Raw genomic sequence first — 16,036 nt, 5'->3', positions numbered from 1 at the left:
CCTTGGCCCTCGTCGATTCCTCGAATCTTCGGGGGCCTTTTTCGTCGCTCAATCTGCGAAATCTGGCTCATGTCGCGCTAATAAGCGTTTCACGCTCTCCAGATGCGCCCGCGCACTGTCGGGGTCTTCCTCGCTCATTTGCCGGGCCGTGCGCAGCAACACCTCGGGCTCGATCTGCTTGAGCGATCGTCCGCTGCTCATCGCCTTGAGCTGCACCTCCGCCGCGCGTTCCAGGTAGTACAGGTCATCCCACGCTTGAGCGATGCTCGGCGCGGTGACCATCACCCCGTGATTCTTCAGAAACACGATGTCGGCCTGGCCCATCGACGCTGCGATCCGGTCGCCTTCCCGGTTGTCCAGCGCCAGGCCGTTGTAATCCTCGTCCACCGCCACTCGCCCGTAGAACTTCAGCGCCGTCTGCCCGGCCCACGCCAGCGGCTCGCCTTCAAGCATTGCCAGCGCCGTCGCGTTGGGCATGTGCGTGTGAAAGGCCGCCACCGCGCGGGGCTTGTGCAGGTGCAGGCGGGCGTGGATGTAGAACGCCGTCGCTTCTGGTTTGCCGTCGCCCATGACCACGTTGCCGTCGAAGTCGCAGATCAACAGATTCGACGCCGTGATCTCCTCGAATGACAGGCCATACGCGTTGACCAGAAACAGCTCCGGATGCCCCGGCACCAACGCCGAGAAGTGATTGCAAATGCCCTCGCTCAATCCCAGACGCGCCGCCATGCGCAGGCTTGCGGCCAGATCGACGCGGGCTGCCTTGACGGCAGGGGCATTGAGGTCGTGCTCTAGTTCGTGGTAGTGCCGTTCATTGAACTGACTGATACGCAAGTCGTGCGCCATGCCTCGTCTCCTTATTCGTTGGCCCAGCCCTTGCCGCGCAGATAGTCCGGCACACGGGACAGGTCCGGCAGCGTCGCGTCTGGAGTGTAGTCCGTCAACGGTTTGCGTTTCGTCCCGCGGTCGATCCACACGCAAAGGATGCCCATGCCCTTGGCGGCTTCGAGGTCCAGGTGCGGGCTGGCGCAGATGTGCAACACCTCGTCGATGCCGACGCCCAAGTGCTGATGCGCGTGCAGGAACAGCTGATGATTCGGTTTGTAGGCCTGCGCCTGTTGCGCGGTGATGACCCGATCGATGTGGCCGCCCAGTTGCGCAACATTGCCCGCGATGATGTCGTCGTCGGTGTTGGAGACGATGCACAGCTGAAAGCCCTGATCCTTCAGCCATTTCAGCGTGGCCTGCACTTCCGGGAACGGCGGCATCTGGCCGATGCGACGGATCAGCCCCTCGGCGTCTTCGGGCTCACACGGCAGGCCCAGCTCATCCAGCGTGAGCGCCATCGACTGCCGCGAAATGTCGGCGAACGATTGGTGCGGCGGGGTCTGCTCCAGACGGTGTTCGTGACGGTCATAAATCGTGATAAACCCGTCGGTGTCCAGCGTTGCGCTGCCTTTGCGTTCCAGCAGTTCGCGGACATAGCTCAGCAAGCCTTCGTCCCATTGAATCAGCGTGCCGTAGCAATCGAAGGTGATCCAGCGTGGGCGAGAGTGAGCGGAAAGGGTCATGGTCGGCTCCGTGAACGAGTGTGTAACTCCACCTTAAAAGCCATGGTGCTCATCGTAAAATTAAATTAAATTGCGAAGTTAATTCGCTAATCAAATGTTAGAGGCTGCCATGTTCGACCTCGAATTGCTGCGCACCTTTGTTTCAGTGGTCGATTCCGGAGGCTTCACCAAAGCGGGGGAGCGGGTCAATCGCACGCAGTCCACGGTCAGCCAGCAGATTCGCAAACTCGAAGAGCATCTGGGGCGGCCATTGCTGCTGCGCCAGCGCGCCAGTAAGCACATCGAACTCACCGAAGACGGCGAGCGCCTGATTGGCTATGCGCGGCGTCTGGTGTCGCTGGCGCTCGAAGCCCACAGCGTGCTGTGCGGCGGTGACGACTCCGGGGTGGTCAAGCTTGGGGTCCCGGAGGACTTTGACGTGCAACGGCTGATGACGTTGCTGTCCGGCTTCGCGCAGGCTTTTCCGCGGATTCGCCTCGACACCGTCAACGGCCTGAGCGTCGATCTGCACGCCCGGCTGGAGAGCAGGGACATCGACCTGGCGCTGATCAAGCGTGATCGCTCACCGAAACAGGAGCCCGCACTGGCCAGTTGGCCGGAACAGGTAAATTGGGTGACGGGGCGTGGCGTGCAGGTCATCGATGACCCGGTCCCGTTGGTGGTCTATCCGCAGGGCTGCATCTACCGCAACCGCATCGTGCACGCGCTGGAGTCGTCCGGGCGGCGTTGGCGAGTGGCGTTCGCCAGTCAGAGTCTGGTGGGGATTCAGGCGGCGGTCTCGGCGGGGCTGGGCATCAGTCTGCTGCCCTCATCGGCCATGCTCGATGATCATCGGCTGCTGAGCGTGGAAGAGGGGTTTGCGCCAGTGCCTCCAAGCGAGCTGGCGCTGGTGAGCGGCAACCGCTTGTTGACCAATGTGCAGCGAACGCTGGTGGATTACATGAAGGCGCAGATGTCCGGCAACTGAGAGGGATCGCTTTTCGTCAGACGAAAAAAATCCGCGCAGGCCCTGTGTTGCGAAGGGCGCCGCGCGGATCGTCTACGACTCTGTCAGTGCATCAGTGTCAGTGCATGAACAGCGCGATCAGAATGATCACTGGAATAGGCACACCCAGGAACCACAGAAGTAATGAGCGCATGATGGATCTCCTTGATCAGCGAATGTTGGCAGTGTTGGTATAGGCACGGGTTTCAACGTAGGTCACGGCGTCACGACGACGGCCACCCCAGATCGCGGCAAAGCTCGCGACGAAGGCACCGCACAGCAGCGCGACGAAGGTCCACAGGGCGCTGGCAGCCGCGAGTTTCGCAGCGGTTTCAGCAGCCTGTTGGGTTTTCAGCTTGGCATCGGCAACGGCCTGTTTGGCCTGACCGTACACTTGGTCAACACGGGCCTGGGCATCGGCCTGGCTCAGGTTGGTGCGCTGAGCGACCAGTTGAGCGAGGTAGGTACGGTCTTCGGGGGCCAGTTGGCCGTCGTTGGCCAGGGTCTTGGTGAAGATGCGCACCACGACGCCGCGGGCTGCGTCGTCGCTGACGGCGGCAGGGCGGTCATCACGGAACAGGCTGTCGACAAAGTAGCCGTACTGGTCACTGCTGGTGTTACCCGCTGCAACCGCTGCAGTACCGGCCACACCGGCTACCGCGCTGGCACCAGCCTTGACACCGCTGCCCACCAGACCGCTGACGGAACCGACGATCAACACCGCCGCCACCAAGGTTGCAATGGCCCAGGACAGGAAGCCGTGAGCGGTGTCGCGGAAATACACTTCGTCGCCGTGCATGTTCGACCACTTCACGCGCAAACGGCCCGCGATGTAGCCGCCGAGGCCCGAGGCGACGATCTGAGTGAAGGCCAGCCAGACCACGGTGGAAATACCGAGGGTCTTGGCGCTGGCGCCTTCGTTGGCCCACGGCGACATGGCCGAGAAGCCCAGGCCCGAGCCCAGCAAGACGAGAATCAGTGATAACGCAGCGGCGCCAGCGGCACCGGCAAAGATGGCGCCCCAGGACACACCTGAGACGGAGGAGGGTTCTTCTACGGCGGCAGGATAAGAATCAGGCGTGACGTTCATGTTGTGCTGCTCCATGCGAATAATGTGGTACTTCGCTGGTGACCATTGCAGCGGTTGTGCCAGTCGGTCTTGCGCGGATAAATCGTTATTTATCAATGGGTTGAAAATGTTTAAATATCTGACGTTCATGCAAATTGCATGAAGGGGCGGTACAGCGCGGGCGTTCTGCCCGGTTGCAATAAGTTCAGTCGGATCAGGGGGTTGCAGCGGGTTGTTCGCGTGTTCGGGCAATTCATCGAAACACTCGGGCACATTTTTCCGAAAAAAGTGTCCTATGGAGTCAGGCTTACGCGGGTCGGCATCATCGGAATGACATCTATATGTGCGCTTACGACCTTTCGGTGATGTCTTGATGCCAGTGTTTGGCCTATAGTTTCCGCTCAGCTCCTGTTTCTTCAAGAGGTTAACCGTCATGTTCATACATCGCCCCCTGGAAGAAAAAGACATCCCGGCAATCTGTGACATGCCCCAGAGTGTCGACGAGCTCTTCTACATGTTTCCCAAGGCGGTGTTTCCGCTGACCCCTGCCCAACTGAGCGACGCCATCGAGCAGCGTTCGGACAACACCGTCATCGAGCTCAACGGCGAGGTGGTCGGGTTTGCCAATTTCTCCAAATACGATTTTCGTGGCCGCTGCTCCATGGGCAACGTCATCATCGCGCCTCACGCTCGCTCGAAGGGCGTGGGCCGCTACATGATCGGCTGCATGATGGAGCTGGCGTTCGGCAAGCACGAAGCCAAAGAGCTGACCGCGTCATGTTTCAACCATAACGTGCCTGGCCTGCTGTTTTACCCCAAGCTCGGTTTCAAGCCATTCGCCATCGAGGAGCGGCTGGACAAGCGCGGCAATCGCGTGGCGCTGATTCACCTGCGCCTGCCTCACGCATGATCGCGATCTGCGTCATTCGTCGGTACGCTTTCGAGCGACCGACGAATGGCCGGTCAAAAAAAACCACCATTACAGCACTTACTTCGATCGCACGCCGCGCGTGTTCGATGTAAACCTTGTCAGTATTCCGCTTGTTCGCACCGGTGAAACGTTTTTTCTTTTTCTGCCCTATGCGGCTCCCCAATAGGGTGCACTTTTTTGGCCGGTTGCTTCACTTTTGGGCGAGGCGTATAACTGGGTTATTCGCCAAAAACGCTGGGGTTTAAATGACGAATTGGAGGAAGTAAGCCTCGGCAGACTTTCGACCGTTAGTTAGGCGGACCACTGTTTATGTGGTAACAGGGAGCGCCTCTGGAGGATATCGCCAATGATTGCATGCACCCTCTCGAATCTTGAATTGCGTAGCATCATAGAAAGTGCGTTTCTGCCCAAGCGTTGCAATTGCACCGTCCTGGACGACACCATGACCGTTGAAGTCATTGATCCCCTCACAGAGCGGGTTGAGCTGCTGGCCAGCGGTATCAAGCTGGACAAGCTGGACACGAGTCGTGCGCTTTGCGAGCTGATTTCTGAATTGCGGGCCGACTTGATCAATACGCAACACCTGCAAAGGCAGGCCTTGGCCAGTTGAACAATCTCCGGTTTTTATTGATAGGACGCCCATGACGAGTTCATTGTCTTGGGCGTTTTGCTGTTCAGGGGTTGCGCGGCGTTCGACGTAAAGCTTCTCCAATCTTTACTACTTTCTATATATACCTTTGGCGTTATCAAAGGGATATTTCAACACCTGTGCAGATGAACGTTATATTCACGCTTGCGCATTCGAATGAAGAGAAAATATGAGCGTTTATCGTGTTGAATCATCGACTTTCCCTCAGCAATGACCTTAGGTGGCACGCCCTGCCAGGTCCGCAAAGGAGTGGCAGTGCAAAAGCCAGTGGCAAAGCGTTGATTTACCTTTTATCTTAGGTCGCCATCGGCGGCGGTATGCTGATCACGATCTGAATTGAGGCCAAGGGGAATGCATGGCTGAGTTTCGCCCCGGAACCACCCCAGCGTTTGCAGAGGGTGAATCCTTCACAAAGATGCTTCGCCGACGCAAGGTGATGATAGGCGTTGGTGCATTGCTGGGCATTGTGCTGGTGTGCGTGGCGGCGATTCTGATCATGCTGCAACGTCTGGAAGCCAGAAATGCCTCGTTTCAACCTCCGATGACGGAGCTTGAGCGTCAGCGCCTGTTGCCGCCCGACCCGATTCTCGACGCGGCGCCCAAGCTTGATGGCTTGCGCTATGGCCGGCAAGACGAGCCCGGCTCGGGCGCAGGAGCCGGCGGATATTCGCCGGTGGAAAACGATACGTCTCAAGAGGGTGGGGCGCTGACCCGCGCTTTGATGCAGCACACTGACGAGTTACACGCTGAGACCGACATGCGTGCCTCGACCCAACGCCCTCGACATTGAACGCCTAAAAGACCCTTGCCTCCGTTCTCAGGCTGACGCCCTCAGTGCGCGCGTCGCCGATGCTCATTCTCGAACAGCAGCCTGAACTGCGCCTCACCGCTGTCTTGCGTCGCGTAATGGTCACGTACAGGACCTGCCTCTATCCGGCCGTCCATCGCGACCCGAATGATCGCTGATTTGGACAGGTAGTCCGGAACGTCGCCAATGATGGTCAGCTCGCGCAAGGTGTGGCCGTCGTGTTCGATCGTCGCCAACCGGACTCTGCACGTCGCCTGCATGGGGATCGGGCCGAACAAGGTGTCCCGTGAGTAATCGATTTCGGCAATGCTGGACCGAAGGTTTTTCTCAGCATTCATGGCGGCGACCTCTATATCCATTCAAAAGTGAGCATAAGCCTGACAATGGAGCAGGATCTGCTTGAAATAGTTCTGTTTTTTTGACTGGAAGGGGCGCCATTCATCGGCTGTCAAATTTGGCGTCAGGATTGAGCGCGATGTCGCACCTCAGTAAAACCGGCGTCATTTAATTGCCTGGTATTGGCTGCTGATCATTTAATGCGTGTCTTTTGCATCGGCCGCATCATTACTTGTTACTGGCGGCAGAAAGTCGACTGTTTAGTGGGAAGTAAGCGTCCAACTTTTAATGCACACCCTCTCGCATTGAGGACGAACATACTGTTTTTCTATTTTAAAAATCGATGGGTTTGCTGCAGGCTGACAGTATTCTGTCGTCAAAATATAAAACTCATATAAATCAGTCTGTTGAAAAGTGTAAACGTCGATGCTGTCATTTTCTCGAAAATTTGACACTTCTCGGGTTTTTTGAAACTATCGCTTTACAGTTTTGATAGTAACGGGCCTCTAGATAGCCAACTACCTATTGAACTCGGCACCTCAGATGCTGCACCAAGGACGCCCGGCGACAGGGCGGTAGCGTCTCTGAAAATCCATCGCTCGTTTTTTCAACTCACTGATAAACATGCCATTTATGGCGTGCCGATCAGTGGTATCCGACATTTGAGTAAGTGTCTGTAAACGCCTAAATGTGCCACGGAGTACTGCCCGGGCCGTGTGAGATACGTTTGTTTCAAGCGTTGGCGCACACGGCCACTTGTGACAGTAGTCGCACCCCGAGTTTGTTATCAACTTATTAGTTGTCAGTATCCAGTTTGACATAAATGGAAGTCACGTCAGCGCGGGCAGCGGGTTGTGCCTGTTCTTCAGGGTTCAGTCTTCGGGCTGCACTCAAAGCATCGACTAAGTTCGGAGTCAAGATTATGTATGGAGATCATCTGGAAACCGTTTGCGGTTGTGTTGTAGGGGGTGCCGGGCCTGCAGGCATGGGGTTGCTTTTCAATGCATTGAAAAGCGGCGCAATGCCGGAGCTGGCCAAGGAAGGCCTGATCATTGTCGATGCGAGCCCCACACCGGGTACGGGTCGCCTTGGGGATTACCGGATTACCGCGAACTCCGTGGGTGACGTGTTCCTGGACTGTCTTCGCGACCCTGCGCTGCGTGACGTATTCGAGCCGCTTGAGCATTCACCTGCCTACTGGCGTATCCGCCGACAGGCGCAGAGCGCCCCGCAGTTGGCAGATGTCGCCGAACTGCTCGCGGAAGCCTCGACCCTGGTGCTGAATTTCATCGTCGAACATTACGGCGTCAAGCTGTGGACCAGTACGACGATCACCGAAGTGGTGAGCCACGACGACGAGTATCAGGTGTGGGTCGAGTCCGAGGGGCGTTCCCGGCGTATTCGCTGCCGCGCTGTCGTGCTGAACCTCGGTGGGCGTCAAGACCCCCAGCATTTGCTCGACAGCCTGGCGGATCAAGGCCTCGCCGTTCCACCGTCATCGCGGGTGCTGAGCGCTGATCTGCTGCTGCGCATGAATGGCGTGCAACTGCGGGATTATTTTGCGCCCACCTTGGCGGGCAAGGGCCGAATAAGCGTAGTCGGCGGTTCGCACAGCGCGTTTTCAGTGCTGGAAAATCTGGCGGACGCGCTGGAGTTTGCAGGCCTGACCGAAGTGACGCTGGTGCACCGTTCTCCCATCCGGCTGTTCTACGAGACCGCGCAGGCGGCAACCGATGCCGGTTATGCCTTCGACCCGCTGAGAGACGTGTGTCCGGTGTCCGGTCGCGTCAATCGTTCGGGCGGCTTGCGCTATCGAGCGCTGGACGTCGGACGCGAGGCGCTGGCCAACGGGCACATCGGCAAGACGGGCGTGCGGGTGCAACTGCTGCAAACCCAGAACGGTCCGCAAGGCCAATACGAAGGTGCGCGCCAGGCGTTGCTGGAGTCCGACGTGGTGGTCCAGTGCACCGGTTATCAGCCCTTGCTGCCTGCGCTGAATTACGCAGGCGGTGGTGCCATCAACCTGATGGCCGTCAAAGGCGGCGTGGATTCCGACCCGTCGGGGTGTCCGCTCGACAGCCATGGACAGCGGCTCTTCGGTCTTCACTTGTTCGGCTTGGGTGCAGGGCTGGGCGTAGACCCTCGACTGGGCAGCGAAGCCTCATTTGACGGGCGCATTTATGGCGTCTGGCAGTTCCACCACGATGCCAGCGGAGCCGTCATCGACGCTGTCATTCAGCGCTTGCAGCAGCCTGTGCTGCAACCGGTCAGCCTCAGCCGCAAACAGGTTGTCAGCCGCGAAGATCAGCGCCATCCGTTCCTCTGGCCGGTCTTGGCCAACGCTCAATCCTGACCCGGCCTTGCTGCATCGACATCCCGGACCGCCTGCGCGGGCCGGGATTTTTTTTGCCTGCAATATGTTGGTCATCATGAAACTTTTGGGTAGAGTCGGCGCCATCATCTGTTCCGGGCATCTATTCTGGAGTGTCGGAACACTCTGACCGTCTCGACGAGGAATCGACAGAACATGCGTATTTTGATCGTGGGTGCAGGTGCGATTGGGGGCTACTTCGGTGGTCGTTTGCTGGAAGCCGGGCGTGACGTGACCTTTCTGGTACGACAGGGACGAGCAGAAGAGCTGGACCAGAACGGTCTGATTGTTCGCAGTCCGGCGGGTGATATCGATTACCCGTCGCCCCCCCATGTCATGACGTCCATGTTGAACACGACCTTCGACCTGATCCTACTCAGTTGCAAGGCCTACGACCTCGATGCGGCCATGGAGTCTTTCGCGGCTGCGGTGGGGCCTGACACGCTGATTCTGCCGATGCTCAACGGCATGTCTCATCTGGATCGACTGAGCAAGCGCTTCAGCCCGGACAACGTGCTGGGCGGTCTGGCGTTCATCTCGGTGGACCGCGACGCGTCGGGCAAGATTCTGCACTTGAACGAGCTTCATCAGATCACCTTCGGCGAGTTGGAGGGTGCGCGGACGCCGAGAATTCTCAAGGTGGAAGAAGCCCTCTCCGATGCAGGATTCGTCGCCACGCTGAGTGAGCAGATCGTTCAGGAAATGTGGGAAAAGTGGTGTTTCATTGCCACGCTCGCCGGCGTGACGGGATCGCTGCGCGCAAGCATCGGGGACGTGATCGCCAGCGGAGGGGCGTCGTTTATTCTTGAGCTCCTTGCAGAATGCGCAGCCGTCGCCACGCAAGCCAGTCACGGCATTCGGGAGGAGGTCCGGCAGCGTTTCCAGACCATGCTGACCGCTCAAGGCTCCAAGATGACCGCATCGATGCTGCGAGATGTGGAGCGGGGCGCGACCATCGAAGTCGAGCACCTGATTGGCGATATGGTTGCCCGGCGGGGTAGCACTACGCAGGACGACCTGTCGCCCCTTGATGTCGTCTACCTGAACCTCAAGTCCTACGAAGCCCGTCGAGTGCGTGAACAGGGTTGACTGGCACTTTGTGGACCGCCTGAGCGTGTCCGTGCCTCACCGCGCGCGTTGAGGCACGCACGGTCTCTACTGTGGGAGCGAATTCATTCGCGAGGCGGCGGCACATCCGACGCATATCCATCATCTGCGCCTGTTCACGAACGGTTCGCTCTCACCTTGGTCATGCGTATCAAGCGTGGCGATCAGTCACTTCGTCTTCGCCAATTCCATGATCATCCGCGTCAGCAGGTAAATCCGTGGCGAGACGCTGTCCACTTCGGCGTATTCCTCCGGCGTGTGGATATTGCCACCGACAATGCCAAAGCCGTCCAGCGTCGGCACGCCCACCCCCGCCGACAGGCTGGCATCCGCCGCGCCGCCGCTGCCTTCGATGGTCAATTTGCGGCCGATTTCGCCGTAGATGCCTTGCGCCATCGCCACCAGTCTGTCCGACTCCGCCGTCTGCGGCATCGGTGGCAGGCCACGGTCCAGGTGGGTGGTCACTTCGGTTTCCGGAATCAGCTTGTTCGCCGAGACCCGCGCCAAGTCTTTTTCGATGCGGTCGAATTCTTCCGGCACCGCTGCGCGTACGTCCGCCTTGGCCGTTGCCTGATCGGGGATCACGTTCACCCGATCCCCGGCATTGAGCACGGTGAAGTTGATGGTGGTTTTCTTCTCGGCGTCGCCCAACTGACCCAATTGCAGGATCTGGTGCGCAGCCTCCATCGCCGCATTACGGCCCAATTCCGGCGCGACCCCGGCATGGGAGGCCTTGCCTTTCACTTCGACCACGGCCGTCGCGCTGCCTTTGCGCCACACCACCAAACCATCGGCAGGACGACCCGGTTCGAGGTTCAATGTCACATCGTGCTGCTTCGCGACTTTCTGGATCAGCTCGGTCGCGCCCTTGGAACCGGTCTCCTCGCTGGCATCGAGCAGGAAGGTGATCTGTGCGTAGTCCTTGAACTCCAGGTTTTTCAGAATCTTCAGCGCATAAAGCCCGGCAACGATCCCGCCCTTGTCGTCCATCACCCCCGGTCCGTACGCGCGGCCGTCTTTGATGTGGAAAGGGCGGGCTGCGGCCGAGCCTTCCTTGAACACAGTGTCCATGTGCGCCATCAGCAGGATTTTCGCCTTGCCGGTGCGTTTGAGTGTGGCGACTACATGGCTGCTTTTGTCGGGAGCGGTATTGGGAATGGTCTCGATGGTGGCGCCGAGTTTTTTCAGTTCCTCGACGGTGATTTCCCGCACTTGTGTCAGACCGGGCTCATAGCCGGAACCCGTGTCGATATTGACGAGACGTTCCAGCAGTTTCAGCGCTTCGTCCTTGTACTGCTCGGCATCGGCTTGCACCTGTTTATGGGGTTCTGCGAGGGCAGCGGGAACGGCCAGAAAAGCGAGGCTCAGGGCGAGGGTGCTGGTGAGAAAGGAGCGGGCGAAAAGCAGCGTCATGGGTCGATCCTTGATGTTGTTATGGAAGGTTTCGGTTCATACCCTAGCGGCTTGTACAGGATTGTGCATGTCGAAATGCGACACGTTGGAGGGTCTGTTGGTGGTCCGGCAGCTCGGCAAAAAACGTCGAACCTTTGCCGTGAGCTACCCTCAATACTTCAACATCCGCAGTCAGAGGAGCAGCGCACCATGCCCGTCAAGCACGATTTGTACGCCGATTTGAACATCACCCGGGACGAACTGGGCAAGCATCGGAGCAAAGATGCCAAGCTCAATCAGTTGGTGGATGACTACGAGACGCTGGATGCCGATATCCTCAAGGCAGAGGCGGGGTCTGCGGGGGATGTCTCGGACGACCAGCTAAAGAAACTCAAGGAAAAACGTTTGCTGGCCAAAGACAAGATCGTCCAGCAGGTCACGTCACTTCACTGATTGGCTTGGGTTCCGGTGATCGATACGGCGGGCACTCTCCGGGGTGCTCGCCGTTTTTGTCTGCGCTTCGCGTCTTGAGCATGAACGTCTCATGGATCCAAAACTTACGCGAAAAAAAACGGCGCCGGGGCCTGCGCCGTTTCTTTTTTGTCTGTCACCGGGTAGTGGCAGACGACGTACTAAGAAGATGAACCGGGTGGGCTTACTGTTGTGGCTCTTGGTTTGGCGCGATCTCGGCTTGGATACGTTTGTAGATTTCTTCACGGTGTACTGAAACGTTCTTCGGCGCGTTGATGCCGAGTCTGACCTGAAGGCCCTGAACGCCCAGAATGGTGACAGTGATTTCGTCACCAATGTTTATGCTTTCGCCGACTTTGCGGGTGAGTATCAACATAATCTTTTCCTTGATGGCCTCTTGAAGCGCCTCTACCAGGAGGCTGGCGTTAGCCTTTGGGTGGTGGTTATTGCCGAGTGCATCCAAATGCGTTCATCAGTATGACGCCGTTGGTACGTTTTTAATTCCCCAGGTTCATCTTCTTGTCATTGGCGGGGTTTCCCTGAGGCCAACTGGCACACGAATTTTTGCCTGCTTTGGTGCAGTAAGTCCCCTACAGATTGGCTATGACTTCCATAGCCAAATCCGGAGCGGCGCCTATTGCACACTCCTTTCGCATTTATTGCAAAGAACTCGTGCCGGGCGGCGATGAAATTTTTCGCTGAATTGCCTGTGCGCGATCTCCTAGAGCAGTGTAGGAGACTTCCGAATTGTGTGACGGCAAAGTGAGAACGCGCGGAAAGAAATAGTGTTATGCCCACCATTTGGGGGAATAGCACGTGTAAAACGGCCTATGGAGGGCGTTCAAGCATCGGGAGGGATTCAGAAATGACATGCCCACCGCGAGGGTGGGCATGGGGTGTTGCGAAGCGTGTGCGGCGGTCAGCGGATCAGACCACCAGCGACAACAGCATGATCAGGATGATGCCGACCACCGACAGGATGGTTTCCATCACGGTCCAGGTTTTCAGGGTCTCGACCACGGTCATATTGAAGTACTGCTTCACCAGCCAGAAACCGGCGTCGTTCACGTGGGACAGGATCAGCGAGCCCGCGCCGGTGGCCAGCACCAGCAGCTCACGGTTGACGCCTGGCACCAGCGCCACGACCGGCGCAACGATACCGGCACCGGTGATGGTCGCCACGGTCGCGGAACCGGTGGCCACACGAATCACCGCGGCTACCAGCCACGCCAGCAGGATCGGCGAGATCTGCGCCTGAACGGCCATGTGACCGATCAGGTTGCCGACGCCGCTGTCCACCAGCATTTGCTTGAAGCCACCGCCCGCACCGACGATCAGCACGATGGCAGCGACCGGCGCAAGGCTCTGGTCCAGCAGCTTGATGATCTGCTCGCGGCTGAAGCCACGGGCCGAACCGAAGGTGTAGAACGCCAGCAGCAGGGCGAAGAGCAGGGCGGCGATCGGGTGACCGATGAAGTCCATCCAGATGCGGAAGATGTGGCCGTTCGGCAGCGCCACGTCCGCGAAAGTCTTCAGCAGCATCAGGAACACGGGCAGCAGAATGGTCACCAGCGTAATGCCGAAGCTTGGCAGATTCTCGCTGGTGGATTCCTTGGCGATCTGGTCCATCAGCTCCTTGTTCGGGTTGCCGGGGATGCGGTTGGCGATCCACTTGCCGAAAATCGGGCCGGCAATGATTGCCGTCGGGAACGCCACGATCAGGCCGTAGAAAATGGTCTTGCCGATGTCAGCGTTGAAGATGCCGATGGCCAGCAACGGCCCCGGGTGCGGGGGCACCAGGCCGTGAACGGCGGACAGACCCGCCAGCAGCGGGATGCCGATCTTGACGATGGACACGCCGCTGCGACGGGCAACGATGAACACCAACGGGATCAACAGCACGAAGCCGATTTCGAAGAACAGCGGAATGCCGACCAGGAAGGCCGAAAACATCATGGCCCAATGCACGCGATCCTTGCCGAAGCGGCGGATCAGCGTCTGGGCGATCTGATCGGCACCGCCGGAGTCGGCCATCAGCTTGCCGAGCATGGTGCCCAGGCCGAGGATGATACCGACGAAGCCCAGCACGCCGCCAAAACCGTCCTGGAACGATTTCATGACTTTGTCGACCGGCATCCCGGAGGTCAGGCCGAGGAAACCGGCTGCAATGGTCAGTGCAATAAAAGGGTGGACTTTAAACTTGGTGATCAATAGCACGAGGCCAATGATGGTCACCAACGCATCGACGAGTAGATACGTCTCTTGAGTCATACCGAACATGGGGTGTCTCTCCGTTGTATTTTGTTTTTTTGGAGCTACTGCTCAACGCTGTTGTTCACTGCCGTGTGTACTTGAAAAGACAGCGCTATCTTTGTCGCTCACACCTGATCCTGAATCAGGAGCCGGTGAGAGCGTTGGCAGATGGGGTTTGCGAGGCTTTCCACCAGTCGGCGGCTTCCACGCCAATGGTCTCGATGGATTTCGTCGCATCCACGACCAGCGTGCGGTCTTCCCCGTACGGCGGTTCGAGGGTGGCGAACTGGCTGTCCACCAGACTGGCCGGCATGAAGTGCCCCGGACGGTGGGCGCAACGCTCGGTGGCCAGTTCTTTGGTCAGCTCAAGAAACACGAAGCCCAGGCCCGGCACTGCAGCGCGCAGGCGGTCTCGGTAAATCAGCTTGAGGGAAGAGCAGGTGAGAATTGGCTTTTCGCCGTTGCGCAGCGCGGTGGCCACTTCTTCGCCCAGACGGGTCAGCCAGCCAGCGCGGTCTTCGTCGTTGAGGGGATGGCCAGCGCTCATCTTCTCGATATTCGCTTTGGGGTGAAAGGCGTCGCCTTCGATAAGGCGGCCGCCGCTGTGTTTGGCGATTTCAGCACCCACGGCACTTTTGCCGCAGCCTGAAACACCCATGATCACGAGGGCGGAGATAGCGTGTGGAGCAGTCGTCATAGAAACCTCTTCCCGAAGACAGCGCTGTCTTTGTCGGATGGTGTGCAAATCCGGCAAGACTGTTTCCGGGTGTAGTCATTGTTATGGGTATCTCGCTTATCCATGAGATGCATTGGCTCCATTCGACGCATGGGTCGAAGAAGTTGCGGGCCTCCGTGAGATAGCGCTACCTTAGAGCCCATCCGACACAATCGCAACCCCTTCGCTTTCACTTCCAATCAGTTGGCAACGCATGACACGCATTGGTTCCCGCTCCACCGGTCGTCCTACCTTGAATGAAGTCGCAAAACTGGCCGCTGTCTCGCCCATTACGGCGTCACGCGCCCTGCGCGGCGTGGCCACGGTCGCGCCGGAATTGGTGGAGAAGGTGCGGGCGGCTGCGCTGAGTCTAGGCTATGTCGCCAACCCTGCCGCCCGGGCTCTGGCGTCCTCGCAGAGTCAGTCGGTGGTGGTGCTGGTGCCGTCGCTGTCCAACCAGCTGTTCATCGAAACCCTCGAAGCGATTCAGACCGTATTGCGCCCTCGCGGTCTGGAAGTGGTGATCGGCAACTACCACTACTCGCCGGTCGAAGAAGAAAATTTGCTGCGCAGCCATTTGGCGAATCGCCCAAGAGGCATTTTGCTGACCGGTTTTGACCGCAGCCAGGCGGCGCAGACGCTTTTGGCCAGCAGCGGCGTGCCGTGCGTGCACATGATGGAACTCGACCCCGAGCGCGGCGAGCCCTGCGTGGGCTTTTCCCAGCAGCAGGCGGGGGCCGAAGCGGCGCGGCATCTGTTGAGTCGTGGGCGTCGGCGGCTGGCGTATGTGTCGGCGCAACTGGACCCGCGAGTGATCCAGCGTGGCACCGGGTTTCGCGGGGCGCTGGAAGCGGAAGGGCTGTATGACGAGGCGTTGCAGTTTTCCACGCCGATGCCGTCATCGATCGGGTTGGGCGGGGAGATGTTCGCGCAGTTGATGGAGGCGCATCCGGACGTTGACGGGATTTTCTTCTGTAACGACGACCTGGCCCAGGGCGCGACGTTGGAAGCGCTGCGTCGGGGAATCAAAATTCCTGAGCAAGTGTCGCTGATCGGCTTCAACGATTTGCCGGGCTCAGCGCACATGGTCCCGCGCCTGACCTCGATCCGCACCCCCCGCGAACAGGTCGGCCAGCGCGCCGCGCAATTGCTGCTCGGGTTGCTGGACGGCAATGTGCAGGAGGAACAGGTGGACTTGGGATTTGAGTTGGTGGTGCGGGAAAGTACCTGATCGCAACCGGTCACCGATCAACCTGTGGGAGCGAATTCATTCGCGAGACGGCGTTGCAGACGACACATGTGCATCGAATGTACTGGCCTCTCGCGAATGAATTCGCTCCCACAGTGGGACTGCGTTTTAACTCATGAACGATAATGT

16 protein-coding genes are annotated in these 16,036 nt (G+C 58.6%); 8 read left to right on the top strand and 8 right to left on the bottom strand.

What is annotated here, in order from left to right; translation table 11 throughout:
• Positions 1-48 precede the first annotated feature (48 nt).
• Both ACIQAL_RS07560 and ACIQAL_RS07555 read right to left on the bottom strand, forming a co-directional pair.
• The gene (locus ACIQAL_RS07560) at positions 49-846 is read right to left on the bottom strand and encodes an aldolase (RefSeq protein WP_401144133.1); all 798 of its coding nucleotides are present in this window, start codon (positions 844-846) and stop codon (positions 49-51) included.
• A gap of 11 nt (positions 847-857) precedes the next feature.
• On the bottom strand, positions 858-1,571 hold the full coding sequence (locus ACIQAL_RS07555; protein ID WP_401144131.1) for a haloacid dehalogenase type II: 714 nt from the start codon (positions 1,569-1,571) through the stop codon (positions 858-860).
• Between the two features lie 109 nt (positions 1,572-1,680).
• On the opposite strand from ACIQAL_RS07555, the gene ACIQAL_RS07550 reads away from it, so the two are divergent.
• Positions 1,681-2,538, top strand: coding sequence for a LysR substrate-binding domain-containing protein (locus tag ACIQAL_RS07550; RefSeq protein ID WP_401144129.1), 858 nt, complete (start codon positions 1,681-1,683; stop codon positions 2,536-2,538).
• Positions 2,539-2,725: 187 nt separating this feature from the next.
• Here the strand turns inward: ACIQAL_RS07550 and ACIQAL_RS07545 are convergent, their stop codons facing one another.
• Positions 2,726-3,646: a hypothetical protein gene (locus ACIQAL_RS07545; protein ID WP_401144128.1), complete on the bottom strand. Its 921-nt coding sequence runs from the start codon at positions 3,644-3,646 to the stop codon at positions 2,726-2,728.
• Between the two features lie 412 nt (positions 3,647-4,058).
• Here ACIQAL_RS07545 and ACIQAL_RS07540 point away from each other — a divergent pair, with 412 nt between their 5' ends.
• The 3 genes from ACIQAL_RS07540 to ACIQAL_RS07530 all read left to right on the top strand — a co-directional run bounded on the left by ACIQAL_RS07540 (position 4,059) and on the right by ACIQAL_RS07530 (position 5,995).
• Positions 4,059-4,535, top strand: coding sequence for a GNAT family N-acetyltransferase (locus ACIQAL_RS07540; RefSeq protein ID WP_166595095.1), 477 nt, complete (start codon positions 4,059-4,061; stop codon positions 4,533-4,535).
• A gap of 367 nt (positions 4,536-4,902) precedes the next feature.
• On the top strand, positions 4,903-5,166 hold the full coding sequence (locus ACIQAL_RS07535) for a DUF1652 domain-containing protein (RefSeq protein WP_401144126.1): 264 nt from the start codon (positions 4,903-4,905) through the stop codon (positions 5,164-5,166).
• A gap of 394 nt (positions 5,167-5,560) precedes the next feature.
• A complete protein-coding gene (locus ACIQAL_RS07530; protein ID WP_401144124.1) occupies positions 5,561-5,995 on the top strand; it encodes a hypothetical protein in 435 nt (144 codons plus the stop codon).
• 41 nt (positions 5,996-6,036) lie between these two features.
• Here ACIQAL_RS07530 and ACIQAL_RS07525 read toward each other — a convergent pair whose 3' ends face one another.
• On the bottom strand, positions 6,037-6,351 hold the full coding sequence (locus ACIQAL_RS07525; protein ID WP_401144123.1) for a hypothetical protein: 315 nt from the start codon (positions 6,349-6,351) through the stop codon (positions 6,037-6,039).
• A 920-nt stretch (positions 6,352-7,271) separates the two neighbouring features.
• Here ACIQAL_RS07525 and ACIQAL_RS07520 point away from each other — a divergent pair.
• Complete coding sequence (locus ACIQAL_RS07520) at positions 7,272-8,702, top strand: pyridine nucleotide-disulfide oxidoreductase (protein WP_401144121.1); 1,431 nt, start codon at positions 7,272-7,274, stop codon at positions 8,700-8,702.
• Positions 8,703-8,876: 174 nt separating this feature from the next.
• Positions 8,877-9,809, top strand: coding sequence for a 2-dehydropantoate 2-reductase (gene panE, locus ACIQAL_RS07515; RefSeq protein ID WP_401144119.1), 933 nt, complete (start codon positions 8,877-8,879; stop codon positions 9,807-9,809).
• Positions 9,810-9,995: 186 nt separating this feature from the next.
• On the opposite strand, the gene ACIQAL_RS07510 is transcribed toward panE, so the two are convergent.
• Entirely contained in the window at positions 9,996-11,240 is a 1,245-nt protein-coding gene (locus tag ACIQAL_RS07510) for a M20/M25/M40 family metallo-hydrolase (RefSeq protein ID WP_401144117.1), read from the bottom strand.
• A gap of 189 nt (positions 11,241-11,429) precedes the next feature.
• On the opposite strand from ACIQAL_RS07510, the gene ACIQAL_RS07505 reads away from it, so the two are divergent.
• Complete coding sequence (locus ACIQAL_RS07505; RefSeq protein WP_401144116.1) at positions 11,430-11,672, top strand: DUF465 domain-containing protein; 243 nt, start codon at positions 11,430-11,432, stop codon at positions 11,670-11,672.
• Between the two features lie 202 nt (positions 11,673-11,874).
• On the opposite strand, the gene csrA is transcribed toward ACIQAL_RS07505, so the two are convergent.
• The 3 genes from csrA to ACIQAL_RS07490 form a co-directional block, all read right to left on the bottom strand.
• Positions 11,875-12,066: a carbon storage regulator CsrA gene (gene csrA, locus ACIQAL_RS07500; protein ID WP_166595181.1), complete on the bottom strand. Its 192-nt coding sequence runs from the start codon at positions 12,064-12,066 to the stop codon at positions 11,875-11,877.
• Positions 12,067-12,617: 551 nt separating this feature from the next.
• Positions 12,618-13,970 (bottom strand): GntP family permease, encoded by a 1,353-nt coding sequence (locus ACIQAL_RS07495; RefSeq protein ID WP_166595103.1) that lies wholly within the window; start codon positions 13,968-13,970, stop codon positions 12,618-12,620.
• Positions 13,971-14,085: 115 nt separating this feature from the next.
• Positions 14,086-14,601, bottom strand: a complete 516-nt coding sequence (locus ACIQAL_RS07490) for a gluconokinase (protein ID WP_401144540.1) — start codon at positions 14,599-14,601, stop codon at positions 14,086-14,088.
• Between the two features lie 271 nt (positions 14,602-14,872).
• Between ACIQAL_RS07490 and ACIQAL_RS07485 the strand changes: the two genes are divergently transcribed.
• The gene (locus ACIQAL_RS07485) at positions 14,873-15,889 is read left to right on the top strand and encodes a LacI family DNA-binding transcriptional regulator (protein WP_401144114.1); all 1,017 of its coding nucleotides are present in this window, start codon (positions 14,873-14,875) and stop codon (positions 15,887-15,889) included.
• Positions 15,890-16,036: the final 147 nt, after the last annotated feature.

It is taken from the genome of Pseudomonas sp. NPDC088368 (genome assembly GCF_044753445.1).
Lineage (GTDB): Bacteria > Pseudomonadota > Gammaproteobacteria > Pseudomonadales > Pseudomonadaceae > Aquipseudomonas > Aquipseudomonas bambusae.
Note: the sequence above shows the minus strand (reverse complement) of the source record. Positions and strands in the feature narration are given on the sequence as shown.

Coding starts and splice junctions, on each gene's coding strand:
- ACIQAL_RS07560 (WP_401144133.1), bottom strand. CDS start 846: ATGGCGCACGACTTGCGTATCAGTCAGTTCAATGAACGGCACTACCAC.
- ACIQAL_RS07555 (WP_401144131.1), bottom strand. CDS start 1,571: ATGACCCTTTCCGCTCACTCTCGCCCACGCTGGATCACCTTCGATTGC.
- ACIQAL_RS07550 (WP_401144129.1), top strand. CDS start 1,681: ATGTTCGACCTCGAATTGCTGCGCACCTTTGTTTCAGTGGTCGATTCC.
- ACIQAL_RS07545 (WP_401144128.1), bottom strand. CDS start 3,646: ATGAACGTCACGCCTGATTCTTATCCTGCCGCCGTAGAAGAACCCTCC.
- ACIQAL_RS07540 (WP_166595095.1), top strand. CDS start 4,059: ATGTTCATACATCGCCCCCTGGAAGAAAAAGACATCCCGGCAATCTGT.
- ACIQAL_RS07535 (WP_401144126.1), top strand. CDS start 4,903: ATGATTGCATGCACCCTCTCGAATCTTGAATTGCGTAGCATCATAGAA.
- ACIQAL_RS07530 (WP_401144124.1), top strand. CDS start 5,561: ATGGCTGAGTTTCGCCCCGGAACCACCCCAGCGTTTGCAGAGGGTGAA.
- ACIQAL_RS07525 (WP_401144123.1), bottom strand. CDS start 6,351: ATGAATGCTGAGAAAAACCTTCGGTCCAGCATTGCCGAAATCGATTAC.
- ACIQAL_RS07520 (WP_401144121.1), top strand. CDS start 7,272: ATGTATGGAGATCATCTGGAAACCGTTTGCGGTTGTGTTGTAGGGGGT.
- panE (WP_401144119.1), top strand. CDS start 8,877: ATGCGTATTTTGATCGTGGGTGCAGGTGCGATTGGGGGCTACTTCGGT.
- ACIQAL_RS07510 (WP_401144117.1), bottom strand. CDS start 11,240: ATGACGCTGCTTTTCGCCCGCTCCTTTCTCACCAGCACCCTCGCCCTG.
- ACIQAL_RS07505 (WP_401144116.1), top strand. CDS start 11,430: ATGCCCGTCAAGCACGATTTGTACGCCGATTTGAACATCACCCGGGAC.
- csrA (WP_166595181.1), bottom strand. CDS start 12,066: ATGTTGATACTCACCCGCAAAGTCGGCGAAAGCATAAACATTGGTGAC.
- ACIQAL_RS07495 (WP_166595103.1), bottom strand. CDS start 13,970: ATGTTCGGTATGACTCAAGAGACGTATCTACTCGTCGATGCGTTGGTG.
- ACIQAL_RS07490 (WP_401144540.1), bottom strand. CDS start 14,601: ATGGGTGTTTCAGGCTGCGGCAAAAGTGCCGTGGGTGCTGAAATCGCC.
- ACIQAL_RS07485 (WP_401144114.1), top strand. CDS start 14,873: ATGACACGCATTGGTTCCCGCTCCACCGGTCGTCCTACCTTGAATGAA.